Below are 13581 nucleotides of genomic sequence, written 5' to 3'. Positions count from 1 at the left end.
TAATACTGATGAGATACAATTGGATTTTCTGGCTATACACTCTACTATCTTTTGCCTGTCTCTCGCCGGGCACGGCACAGACACCTGTGCAAATCACCAACTATAATTATAAAAACTACAAAGGCGGGATTCAGAACTGGGGTATTACGGTTTCTCCCGAACAAGTTCTTTACAGCAGCAATAACAACGGACTACTCAGATATAACGGCAATGACTGGGCACTTCTCGAACCGGGCGAACGAAGCACCGTACGTGCGGTCTGCTGTATCGGGAACCGGATTTACACAGCAGGCGACAACAACATCGGCTACTGGCAATATGATGCAAACGGAAAAATCAACTATACATCTCTTCTGTCCCTGGTAAATAAGCTTGGAATCAAAGGAGAGACTTTTTGGAGTATAGCCGAAACGGAAGGCAAGGTGTATTTCCATTCTTTCGGCAATATTATCTGGTATGACGGCAAAGATATGGGTTATCTGGTGAAAAACGACTGTTGTGTTTCTCTCTATCCGGCAGGTGACAAACTGTTTACGCAGAAGTGCGGCGGTGCTCTCATGCAAATTCGCGGCAATAGGCTGAAAAGCTTCTGCGAGGATACAATCTTCCTGAATGGAGAAACTAAATTCATGTTTCGGATTGCTGATGATGAATATATTATCGGGCAGACCAGCGGGAAGATATATACACTGAAAGGTAATACTGTAACTCCGCTACTCCAGTTGGAAAATTCCAATCATATCCCTGTCCGGATAGACTGCGGAAGTATTTGGAAAGACGAACTGCTTGCCGTCGGAACCATAGGCGACGGTCTGTTCCTGATTAACCTGAAAAACGGGCAACAGACGCATTATCATTCTTCGCAACTGCAAGACCTCAATATCCATGGTTTGTGTTTCGCCACCGAAAACTTTCTCTGGCTCTCGCTTGACAACGGAATTTCATCGGTTATCCTCGAACCGGCAACCTATCTATGGAAAACAAATACCGACATCGGTACTTTCTTCGACGCGGCCTCTTTCAACGGAAAGACTTATATCGCTTCCAACCAAGGCACTTATATATACGAAGAGGACGGCAAGAAGATGCAGACTTCCATGTATCCTCTCCAGTTCTGCAATCTGAAAAATGAATTATTATGCGGCACTACTACCCAGCTATTTAAAATGAGAGCCGGACAGGGTAATTTCGAACCGTTCTGCGATATAAACGGCGTCAGACAATTCGAATACATAGCAGACCGCGGAGATGAATACATTTTCCTGCGTTCTTATTCCGGAATCGCATTGCTCGAATATAAGGAAAACACCTGGAAATATCGGTCTTTACTTTTAGACACCGAGGATTATGCCAACATCATGCCCGAAAATCTTCATACCGTATGGGCTATCCATCCGGAAAAAGGAATCTTCCGCCTGCGCATCGATAAGGAGCTGAATCAGATAACGGATTTCGAGAACTTCTCCGAAATTGACGGGTATGCCAACTACAACAGAATCAGCCTGTTCAAAGTGGAAGATAAAATCCTGTTTGCAACGCCCAAAGGGATTTATATGTTCGACATCACCGACAGGAGTTTCAGAAGGCAAGAACAAATAAGCAAGGAAATACTGTATCTGAACAAGCTGCAATCCATAAAATCCGCCTATAAGAATGATATTTGGGTCGCCACAGACGAAGAATTGTTCCTGTATCATATATCGGACTTATCCGCCCAATTGATGATGTACTGGCCTTTTGTCGATAACGAACTGATGCTTTACGACAAGCATTATAATCTGAAATCAATAAACGATTCGATTACGTTCGTCTCTACCTGTGAAGGTACTGTCGTCATTAACAGCAAAATGGTAGGCCGTTGTGCGGCAGACCCGTATCCCTTGCGGATAGAGACATTCTGCTTCACCGACAACGACAATACCACTTTCTACGCAGACTTTCATCAGCAGGAAATCGAGCTACCCAATACGGCAACCAACATTACTATCCAGGTCACTACCGGTTTGGGTACTCATGCCACTTCCATAGCTTATCGTCTTCCCGGCGTCGCCAACGACTGGAGTACGTGGCAGACTTCGGGTACTATTCATTTCACCAATCTGCCTTCCGGCAACTATCGGCTCGAAATCAAAGACAGTAACCAAAATACTTTAATGATTCCCATACTGGTATCTCCCCCTCTTTACAAGCGGACGTGGATGATTATGCTCTATATTCTGATACTAATAGCAGTTACCGTCGGAATAGTAACATTTATCAACGAACGGAAACGCAGGATTATTCTCCGGAAATACCGGAAAGAACAAAGAAAGCATACGGAAGAACTGCAAAAACAGGCCTATGAACAATTACAGGAGAAAGTAAGGAACCAAGAGAGCGAACTCAAGAACCATATGCGTTTCCTTACCCAGAAACAGGAGTTGCTGGATACAATTGCGGAAGAAGTGGAAACACAAAAGAAAGAATTGGGAGACCGTTACCCTAACAAACTCTATCAGCGACTCATGAAAATCATTCAGGAAGGTGCTACGGAAAAAGACAAGTTCCTGTCGTTTGAAAACTACTTCGTGGAAGTTCACTATGAATTTATGCTACGTATGCAAAAGACGCACCCTTCTCTCTCTGCTTCCGAATTGAAGTTCTGCTGCCTGTTAAGGGCCAATCTATCTACAAAAGAGATTTCCGTCATTATGGGAATTGCGCTCCGCTCGGTCGAGCTGAAGAAATACAGGCTAAAACAGAAGTTGAATCTGGATACCAACAGTAATCTGACCTCTTATATATTGAGCGTCTGAATAAAGTTATAGTATATAACCTAACTTCTTTTATGTGGAAAGTGCATAACTTATCTTTGTTATATGAAACGTAAGATTACAACATACGGTGGCAATTGAGAGAGATTCATATCGACTCTTTCAACCAAAGAAATAGAAAACAACTATTTTAATACGGATTATAATTAAATTATCGAGTAGAGTATAGGTCGAAAACAGTAGGAAAATCAGTTTTCCTACTCTATTAAATCTGTGACATAAGTTTGCCTAGTTTGTCAAGCGATTGCACATGATACTTCTCAATGCACTCAATGCATTGGTGAAGATAATCTTCGGATATTTCCACTCCATTCCACTCATACCAACGCTTCACCATTTCAAAACCTGCATGGTGCTTCTTTGCGATATTCCAGATTGTGATGATGTCATCCTGTTGTTTTCTTAATTTTAACCGTTTCAGTTCAAGTACCCCTTTGTAGATTCCGATTTCTTCATCATAGATGAGCTGTTTCCTCTGAGTCAGTTCATCATCTCCCAGAAAAGTGACATGGGTCATGAGATGTCGTTCGTCACTGAACTCGGCTACAGCGATGCCATGGTCGGAAACAATGAAATAACCGCCATTGTTCTTGCGAGTATACAAGACATCCGTATTATTATACACAAAGTAATTGAACAAACTTTCCCCTTTGAGGTCTATTTGATAATGGTCAATGTAACGCTCTTTGTATCGTTGCATGAAGTGTGCCGTATAATGCATTATTATATTTGAGGACTTGAAACCTGTTATTTGGATATAGCCATTGCTTGAAGCACCAATGACAGGAGCGTAAGCTTGAAATGCCAAAGCATGCATATATGAATTGTATCTCCCCTCCAGCGTCCATACATTTTTTCGGGTGGTGGTGATAGTCATACGCTGGGGCGCCACAGGAAATGGACTCGTCATCGCTGCTTTCTTACGGACCTTATCTATGAACATGTTCGCTTTGGTCGATATTGCAATGAGGTCTTTATGTGCTTCGGCATACAATTCCTCCCGGCTCATACTTGTCAGATACATACTTGTTTTTTTACAAGAGACAAAGGTCGTGTTTATCTCCAGACTTCTATTTTGGGGTTATATACTTCTTTAATATGTTTAATACGTCCGTAAAAGTACGAAATTAATTCAAAACCGGGATAAGAGTTGATTTTATTTTTCCGGATAAAAAACAAAGCAAATAGTAGATTCGGAGTATCATCTCCGTATTCTACTATTTGCTTCCCTAACCATTTTACAAGAAAAGTATTATGAGTTATTCAGAAACAGTGCATCTATTACTAGAATTGATGCATTCTCAGTTCCTTATCAACCAATATTCCATCTTTCAAAACCAATTCAAACTTCACTTTACGTTTCGCTTTCAACTTCAGGATAAACAGTTCTTCCGAACCGTTCAATGACTCCTGTTTTCCCAGGTTGACAAACGTAGGATAGAGGGATTTCACGCCACTGGTATGCAAGCGGTCGTAAGTAAGATTTTCCATGGCTTTCATATTCAAAGGTTCTACGCCTACGAATTCATAGTCATTCTGGTCGTAAGGTAAGGCAAAGCTGAGCGCATTCACTGCTTTCAGGTCATTACCCTTCACATGGATTTCTACGATTTCATCCTTCTGATACAGGCGTTTCGGGGTGCTGATTGACAAAGAGCCCGAAACTTTAAGCGTATCTTTTCTGCCGACACCGCCTTCAAGTTGGGTGGCCACTACGGATATATCGTAAGCGTCTATCAGGTCATTCATATTTATATCCCCTTTGCTGATATATCCTTCATAGTCCGAATCTCCACGGCGCAAACCGGTATAGTTCATATAAGAAGTCAGGTCGTTGCGGTCGATTTTACCGTCGTTGTTGATATCTCCCTGCAGGTAGCTGGCCGTTCCCGGAACCTTGAATACATAAAGCTCGCGACCGGAAGCATAGTTACCTACACCTGCCGTTATATTGAGCTTGATATAGCGTGCCGTAGGATGGTTGGCAAATTCAAAGACTTTCACTTCACCATCGCGTTTCCAGTCGAATGCTCCGGCTTCCGTCCAGTGTTCCTTATCCATACTGTAAGATACGGAACCTTTCAGTATCGTACCGTTTCCGGCATCGGTGCGTGGCAGGTAATGGAATTTATCCAGTTGGTTAACGGTCTTGAGGTCGATGGTCAAATCCAATGGGATAGCGTTAGCACGGTATTTTGTATGCCAGTTGTCACCTGATTCGGCCAAGTCAAACAAGCGGTTGACACCGAATCCTCCCTGTGAAGGAGCGGTAGATTCACCTTCAATATCATGGATGGCAAATTCCAATGGGTTTGCTTTCGTTGTTACCTGAATTTCAGCCCAATCGGAAACGCCGTCTTTGTTGACTGCACGTACTTTGAAAGAATAAGGAGTTTCGGCTTCCAGTCCTTCAAACAGAAGATAAGTGTTGCGGATAGTCGTGTAGAGCATTCCGTTAAACTCGATTTCGTAAAAGTCGGCATTGGCTACCTTGTCCCAAGTCGGTTTCAAGGTGTATGCTTCCCGGTTTTCTTCGGTTACTTGTGCGTTCTGCGGTGCTGTCAGAGCTCCGGTGCTTACACGGTAACGGTCGGCAGGTTCAAAACGGAAGCCTTCTACATTCACTACGGTCTGATGGGCGGTGATGTCGGTAGCAGCCAGTTTGACACGTACCTGCGGATTCTTTGTGATGGTTACTTTCTCGAAGTCGCTGCCTTTCGTGGCAAACTTATTCAAGTTCGGAGTTTCTTCGTACCAATAGACGTTTTCACCTTTCAGGAAATCACCGGCTGTATTTACTTCTATCAGTTTCACGGTTTTACCGTTAATCTTGGCAGACAGTTTCTTTGGTTTCTCAGTGACGTTGATTCGCAGTTCTGTTTTCTTATCCTTCACGAAGCCGTCGAAGTTGCCGGATGCCGGATGGATGGTAATCGTTAGATTGTTTTTCTTGTCGATTACGTTAGACTCAATCAGGGTGGATACTGATTTTTCCTGGCGATAGGCTTCGGTCACTCCGTCGTCGTCATATTCTACTGTTGCAGTATGACGATTCGGGTAGAACTCATAGATGCGCAGGGACGGGTCTATCTCGCTGACATTGTTGTGGGGGTGAGTCATCGGGATGATAGAGCCGTTCTTCACGAATACGGGAAGTTTCCAGATGGGGGTATCAAAGTTGTTAAGAATGCGGTTGCCCTCATACTTCTCACCGGTGAAGTAATCAATCCAGAAGCCTTCGGGCAGATAGATACCGTCACGGATATCATTCCCTTTCTCGTCAGCTTTGGTGTTCTGATAAACAGGAGCCACGAGGAAATCCGTTCCGTACATGAACTGGTATTGCGTGGCAGGTCCGTAGGTGTATGCACTCGGATAATCCAGGAACATGGCACGGATTAGCGGCATTCCGTCCACCGCTTCCTTGGCAAAACTATATGTATAGGGGATTAGTTCGGATTTCAGCTTCAGGTACATTCGGTTGATGGATGTAGCTGGTTCGCCTAAAGCATGGGGGTACTTCTCATTGGCGCCCCAGCCATCCATATTCAACTGCATGGGGGTAAATGTCTTCCATTGGAAATCACGAATATTGACTGTTTCATTCTTGCCGCCGAATATTCCGTCCATATCCGAACAGATATTGGGCTGTCCGGAAAGACCGGAACCGATATAAGTCGGTATATGGAAACGGATATATTCCCATACGCCGCCTGTCTGGTCGCCCGACCAGATTCCGGCATAACGCTGCGTGCCTGCCCAGCCGTCGAGCGAGATGATGAAAGGACGGGCATCATTTCCATAATAAGGCATGATGCTTCCTACATCGGCTACACCGTTCAGTCCGAAGGAGTATCCGGCTCCTACCCAGGCAACGTCGGTTTTCAGTACACGTACGCCCGCGTCACGTACTTCTTTCACGATGTCACGTTGTAATAAGGCGCTTACGCCTTCTTTCGGATGCAGGTCGGACTGTGTCCAAAGTCCGATTTCCACTCCGTTCTTGCGGGCATATTCGCCCAGGCTTTTCAGGTTGGCGATGTTTCCGTCCAGCGTTTCCGTCTGTCCGTAACCGGCTCCGTAACCGTCGTTGGGGAGCAGCCAGCCGAGAGGCATGTCATAGTTCTTGTAGCGGTCGATAACGGCACGTGCCGAAAACTGGTAGTTGTTTTTTTCACCGTTCAGGGATTCTTTGATACCGCCATTGTCTTTCTGGCTTTCTTTATAACGTTTTCCGTCTTCGAAGAGGATTCCTTTTTCATCCTCTTTCCAATAGTCGCGGTTGTAGGCGTTAAGATGCCCTTCGTAGAAACCGAATTTGGGCAACAGGACGGGATTTCCCGTCAATTGGTAAAAATCATTCAGCAGGGCGACAGCTCCGTCGCTGACCATGTAAAATAAATCAAGGTAAGAAGAATTATGGGATAGTTTCACTACGTTTTTTTCTGTTGCTCCAAAGTCATATTGTCCTTTCTTGAAGGTGTACCACATCATTCCATAGCCTTTTGTTGACCAATAGAAAGGGGTGGGGGAAGCGACTCCGCCATCTGTCCAGCTATTCTGGTTTTCGATGGCAATCACTTTGCCCTTGTGGGAGAAGCGTCCGTTCTGTACACCGCCGCCGTAGAAATATTCGTCCGGCTGTTCTTTCAGGGTGACGGTCACTTCTTTCGGACCGAATGCCACCGGAGCAGTCTGTTCGATCACACATACGTTTGTTTGAAGGTTGAAGACTTTCATCAGGGATGTCTGTTTGTCGAGTTCAACCCGTACTTTTCCAGTAGTCAGGATGATACGGCCGTCCTTTTCGTCCAGCGTAAGACCGGATACCTTGCGGCGTGGCTGGTCGACGAGTATTTGTGCTTCAGGTTTCGCTTCGGGATCACGAATGATACCTCCTGAGTTATCCTGAAAAACACGGAAGATATTCTCTCCGTAGAAGTCGATCGTCATTCGCTGATTGTTTGTAAACAGCACATCGACTGTGGTCGGATTTACCCTTTCTGCCCGAAGGATTCCTGAAGTTTGCCGGATACCTGTTGAAGAAACATCATTCCTGTCTGAATTTTCGGATGCTTGTATAGAAAGAAACGAAATGGGATATAATAACAATAATAGTAATGCGATACGTCTGAAATACCGCGAAGAAAGAGAATGACTGTTTTTCATACTTTATTTATTTAGAATTAGACATAAGATTGTCGTCGTTATACAATGATAAATACACGCCAATCCCCTCTTACCCTAACTTTATACCCGTTTTTTTAATTATTCTTTGTTCTTATTACTTTTTTTCACTATTCAAGGAAAAAGCAGAGAGGGTGTCTGAAAAGGGTATCCTTTTCAGACACCCTCTTTCTTATGTACATAACCAGAATTCAATACATTGATTTACCTATTGCAACATACGTTCTAATAATATCTTTCCGTTTTTATCTACCGCTTTTATCTTAATCTTCCCGTCTGCAATATCCAGTCGGGCAGCACTTTGATTGCTACCTACCAAAATGGGGAAATTGTTTCCGCCTGCATTCTTCTCATGAAAAGCATACTCATGCGTATGACCGGAAACCATCAAGTCAATCTTTGCCTTATTCAGGATAGGAAGACATTTATCACTAAGATCGTCCATGCCGTGACTCAATTCCTTATAGTCATATATACCCTTCGTCATCGGGAAGTGTGAAATAACAATCCGGTATTTAGCCTTTTTGAATTCTTTCGTTTTCACCAATTCTTTCAACCATTTCGCCTGCTCAGTACGATAACTGTCGAAATCGTTTAATCCTGAATATACCCAGAAATCATCCGGCTTATCTTCACCACAGTCAATCATCACCACCATGATATCGCCCAACAGATAAGAACCGTATATCTTTCCGTCTTTTTTAGGGAAGAAGTGAGGATAGGTACGTGCCAATTTACCACGAGTCTCATGATTGCCTCTCACCACTTCAAATGGCGTAGAGCTGGCAAAAAGCTTCACACTCGTATCAATAAATGCATGGAAAGGCGTCTCTCCATCAGCCATATAGTTCATTACATCTCCTGCATAAAAAAAGGCATCACACGTTTTATAATCGCAGAGTTCCAGCAGAGTTTCCAACATTTTCGTGTTGTTATGCGTATCTGATGTTATAAAGATAGCTCCTCCTTTCGCTTTGGGGTCAATCGTTTTAAATGTGTACCATTGCGAAGCAATACTATCTCCAAACGTCACTTTGTAAGGTTCGAAAGAACGCATCTCTTTAGAACAAATCCTATACTGATAAGTACATCCCGGTTCCAACTTCTCTATCCGAATAGAATGAAACGTATTGTAGGCATCTCTAAAGCCATACTGTGTATGATAATAAAGGCTAGAAGTATCGGTCCCTTCTTTTTTCAATTCGATGGCCGAGAATGATTTCTCGGAAGTAAGAAAGACAAAAGTAGCTCCATCACCGGTGACTTCCTGAAGATAGGGACCGTGAGATATTTGAAGCTTGTTTTGTGCTGCTCCCGACATGATTGTCAGGAGCAGGAAAATGAATAATAAGTTTCTTTTCATTACAGGTAATCTTTTTATTTAGCTGTCGCTTCTATTCTAGTACCATCGGCCTGCACAGCAAATATATGCTCGGTTTCTCCTAATGTGATGGATTCCGGAAGATCGAAGTTGAAGAAATTGGAGAAGTATAACACGTTATCTCCTCTTTTCAGTTCAAAAGCAACCGCTTCTTCGCCGTTCTGAATCATAATGGTATTGCCAACCTTCGAGTAAGTGACCTTCTTGGTTATTTTCCGATTGTCTTTAAAAGCTGAATAATGGCCAATATCTCCTACCTTATAATTGTTACTACCGACATCACTCTGTCTACGATCTTCGATATACTGAATAGCATGTGCCGGAGCAGGATAGTCCTTAATAGCAGCTTTCGTTTCACCAATCATCGTAGTTGTCACTGTATATCGGTAATTGCCATACTGTTCTATTTCCCGATTGATAGGCGTGAAAAATCCCCATGTCTCGAAGAAATCAGTCAAGTTCATGTTGGCAACCTTGCAAACGGCTTTCACAAATTGCATCTGAGCAAGTCCCGGATTCGCTGCCGTCAGACGGTTGGTACGGAGTTCCTTAAACATTTTCTGCCAGAAGTCCGGCATGTACTCACAGCGATGGAAGTAATTCCACAGCTGCCAATAGAGACGCATCTTCAATTCATTGTCCACATCTACCCAGCTATCATTATTTACACAATGTTGAGTGGCCAGGAGGCTCAATTCTTTACCACGCGAACAAGGTTCTCCAAGTTTATGCATCACAAAGTTGGAAAACAGGTTATTGGAAGCCTCCGTACAGATTGGCCAGTTGATGGCCGATTGATGTATATGCCCCACTTCATGTGCCGGTCCCCAGACATTACCTTTGCTTGCCATTACTTTATTATAATCCAGCAGGCGATCCAACGTGGTATATTTAAAGGCTATGCGGTAATCGCTTGCCCACATGTAGCCATCGTCATCGGCGTCCAGCGAGATGGCGAAAATATGATTGTTCACCTGGCTGGGACGCACATCGTCAATACCCATCAACTCCTGCTCCCAAGAAATCACGTTATCCCATAAATTAATGGTAGGTAAAACGGAATTGGGCATTATCTGTCGGTAGGAAGTAGTATGGAAATAGAAAATAATCTTTTCACCACGCACACAGAAGTATTTATAGTTTGCTTTGGAAAGCAACTTAACATATTCTTCGTCTGTCTTATCTTCCTTCAAATCATAGAAACCATCGACATGACCACATTGTGGCGGAATATGAACGCGAATAGGACGGGCTTTCGAATTCGACAAATCTGCCGTGTACATCAAAAACAACATACCTGTCTGCTTGATAGCTATCTTATTGACTCCTGTAACCAACGGATATACATCTCCTTTGCTTTCTCTATCGGGGATAGCCTGTAAAGAGACAGTCTGCCCATGAGTATCACCCACCAATACAATAAGAGATTCACCAGCATTGGCATAGATACCTGTCGGATTATCCAGATTGCTATATTTCTTGGTCATCAGATTACTTGCCCATACTTCCACATCGCTATAAGGTTCATAATCATGGATACGGAATTTCTTTTCCCATTCATCATAGGTATTATTTTTAAGCAGGAAACCGATGTTGGCAAAATACCCTGGCAATGCGTCAATCATTTCTTTGGTAACATCCGGGCGGAGTTCGGAGCAAGTTACATCTGTAAATACAGTCTGTAGTTGAGCTTCCAAACTATTATCTCTTTTAAAGAATTGCATTTCGGCACAACTTACATAAGCATTGGCGTTACTACTTTTCCCGGATTTGACAGATACCATGACTTTTGTAACCTTTTTCAAAGGGGTAGAGAAATTAACCCGAGAAGGAACGTTCTTCTTTCCAAAATCAAAGGAACCAAGTAACTGATAATCCGACTGACCTTGTGTCATGACGAATATATCCAATTCACCGAAATCACCATTTCCTCCACGCGGAGTATAGATTAAATAATCGATGTCTGGTGTGTCATCAAAAGTAAACTCTAATTCAACAGGAAGTTTAGTTGCACCGGCATATGGAGAATGAAAGTGAGTATCAAACTTATTGTCAATACAGTTTTTTGCAGGGCAATCCGAAGCTTCCTGATTAGCAATTACTCCCGAGGGTTGCACCTGTATATCACCGGCGACATCGTCCGTACCGGAAAGTTTACCCTTTTGTGCTACCACACAGACAGCCTGCACTTCAGCATCCGTCGTACAAGTGAACATCACATCCACCGAACGGCTTTCATACGAATCGTTCATAGGCACTGTAAAAGCATGCACTTTGTCCACCATACCACGAGTCTCTACTGCTGGAATCAACCAATCACAGTCGTCGGCATAGGTCACTTCATAATCCACATTGGCTGTCACCTCTATTTTTACACTTCCTCCTTCTACCGGAAGTGTATCTACCTTTTTCACCAAGATGGCTTTTCCGCATCCTAACTGATTCACTGTAATCGTATAATTCTGAATGGAAGATTTGACTTCAAGAGTAGTGGTTCTAACTTCCGGTTCTCCATTCTGATCTACTTCCAGCAAAATCACTTTGGTAGAGTTGTCATAAGACTGCACAGCTCTACACCAACTCGCACCGGAACGGATGCTCCATTCCGAAGATGGCAACGAAGTCGTCACCGGTATCATTACAAATGTCTTGTCTTGGGTAAAATTCTGCACTAAGTCACTTTCGGCTATTTCAAAGCCACGAATACCACCTTCTTCTTCATCGGTGCAGGAAACCATAAGCGCACAGCCAATGAACAAGCAACATAAAATATATAAGAAGTTCAATTTCATAATAGTCACTATTTTTAATATGAAGTTTTTTTATTTCCACAGGTGTATAGGACACCTGTGGAAATAAACTGTTTACTTGCCATAGAATGAGAATTCGCTGAATACGAAATAGGGTCTACCGTTTAATGCTCCATCGTTTTCCAAACGAATGTATCTCACCGGAGTATCTGATTTTAAAATCGGAGACAAATATTCCGCAGCTTTGTCAGTCGGTAATCCTTGCGTAATATGTGCCACTTCAATGAAATTCACTCCATCCTCACTCACTTTTACCACTGTTCCGATTGGGTTACCATTTCCGCTGGAATCACGAGTCGTATAACTGTACTGGAATGCTCGAACCGGCTCTTTCAGGTCAATTTGCAAATAATGGTCAAATATACGGTCGACTGCATTGTATGACGAATGGAAATAGGTCTTGACATTATCGTCCAACAAGTTTGCCAGGTTTCCTTCAGAACCACTCTGTGGACGATTACAATAAAGCATATCTACAGTCAGGTCAACTCTAGGTGCTTTATATATTATTCCCAAAATACAAGGAGTTTCATCCACTACAAAATTTGCATTAGATACCGACAACAATTTAAACGGTAACGCATACGTACCACAAATCAGTTTGGAATAATCAATTTTAACATTCAACTGTATATCGTTAGCTCCAGGAACAAACGTCAACGTAGTCGGCATTTCATAAACATCTTTGCTCAGTAATTCGTAGTCGGTTCCGTTCTTTTCATTATATGCCTCAAGCGCTTCTTCATCTATATCTATCGTACAATCAAAAGTCCATTGATTTTTCAAAGACATTCCTACTATGTAAGAATAGGTAAACACATCTGTGCCATCACCACCATATACAATCTCTTCCATACCTTTCTTCCTAAATGATATCGTAGGAATTAAAACTTTGGGCTGTATCAACAACATCTTCTTTTGAGAATTAATGGAATCGGCAGATTCAACCAACTGCAACGGGAGAACATATTCCTGATTCAGATGAGCAGTCATCAATTCGTCAATTGTATTTGTTTTAAACACAACACCTACTTTTTTGGAAGTCTCACCCGGTTCAAAGTTTAATGCTGTTTCACCGTTTATCTGATAACAATCAGTAGGCAATATTTCATAATTAGTAGAATTGCGGTTATTATAATAGTTCAGTTCTATTTCGTTCATCACTAGCATATTGACCGAAGTAGCCGTATTCAGGTTTGAACCGGCCTTGTTGATAATTATACTATAATCCGTATCAACTCCGGTTTTATAGAGCGTTAATTCATCGACTCCACTATTTCGGAAATAGGTAATCGTGCTATATTGGTCTAAATATTGTTCCTTATTATCCTCACATGCACCGAAAGTTAATCCGAGCAGGAGAGACATTAATATGATTTGTTTCTTCATA

At 42.7% G+C, this 13581-nt stretch carries 6 protein-coding genes; 1 reads left to right on the top strand and 5 read right to left on the bottom strand.

Annotation, left to right across the window (positions count from 1 at the left end; genetic code table 11):
• Positions 1 to 8 precede the first annotated feature (8 nt).
• Positions 9 to 2795, top strand: a complete 2787-nt coding sequence (locus ACGHVY_RS24050) for a triple tyrosine motif-containing protein (protein ID WP_390602021.1) — start codon at positions 9 to 11, stop codon at positions 2793 to 2795.
• A gap of 223 nt (positions 2796 to 3018) precedes the next feature.
• Here ACGHVY_RS24050 and ACGHVY_RS24045 read toward each other — a convergent pair whose 3' ends face one another.
• The 5 genes from ACGHVY_RS24045 to ACGHVY_RS24025 all read right to left on the bottom strand — a co-directional run bounded on the left by ACGHVY_RS24045 (position 3019) and on the right by ACGHVY_RS24025 (position 13580).
• Positions 3019 to 3837, bottom strand: a complete 819-nt coding sequence (locus ACGHVY_RS24045; protein ID WP_308744034.1) for a hypothetical protein — start codon at positions 3835 to 3837, stop codon at positions 3019 to 3021.
• Positions 3838 to 4097: 260 nt separating this feature from the next.
• A complete protein-coding gene (locus tag ACGHVY_RS24040; protein ID WP_390602020.1) occupies positions 4098 to 7982 on the bottom strand; it encodes a TIM-barrel domain-containing protein in 3885 nt (1294 codons plus the stop codon).
• Between the two features lie 226 nt (positions 7983 to 8208).
• On the bottom strand, positions 8209 to 9363 hold the full coding sequence (locus tag ACGHVY_RS24035; protein WP_390602019.1) for a metallophosphoesterase: 1155 nt from the start codon (positions 9361 to 9363) through the stop codon (positions 8209 to 8211).
• A gap of 14 nt (positions 9364 to 9377) precedes the next feature.
• On the bottom strand, positions 9378 to 12173 hold the full coding sequence (locus ACGHVY_RS24030; RefSeq protein WP_390602018.1) for a M60 family metallopeptidase: 2796 nt from the start codon (positions 12171 to 12173) through the stop codon (positions 9378 to 9380).
• Between the two features lie 72 nt (positions 12174 to 12245).
• Complete coding sequence (locus ACGHVY_RS24025) at positions 12246 to 13580, bottom strand: BT_3987 domain-containing protein (protein WP_390602017.1); 1335 nt, start codon at positions 13578 to 13580, stop codon at positions 12246 to 12248.
• Position 13581 lies beyond the last annotated feature (1 nt).

This window comes from Bacteroides sp. f07 (assembly GCF_042854785.1).
Lineage (GTDB): Bacteria > Bacteroidota > Bacteroidia > Bacteroidales > Bacteroidaceae > Bacteroides.
The sequence above is the reverse complement of the archived record's forward strand: the minus strand, read 5'-3'. Positions and strand labels throughout refer to the sequence as shown.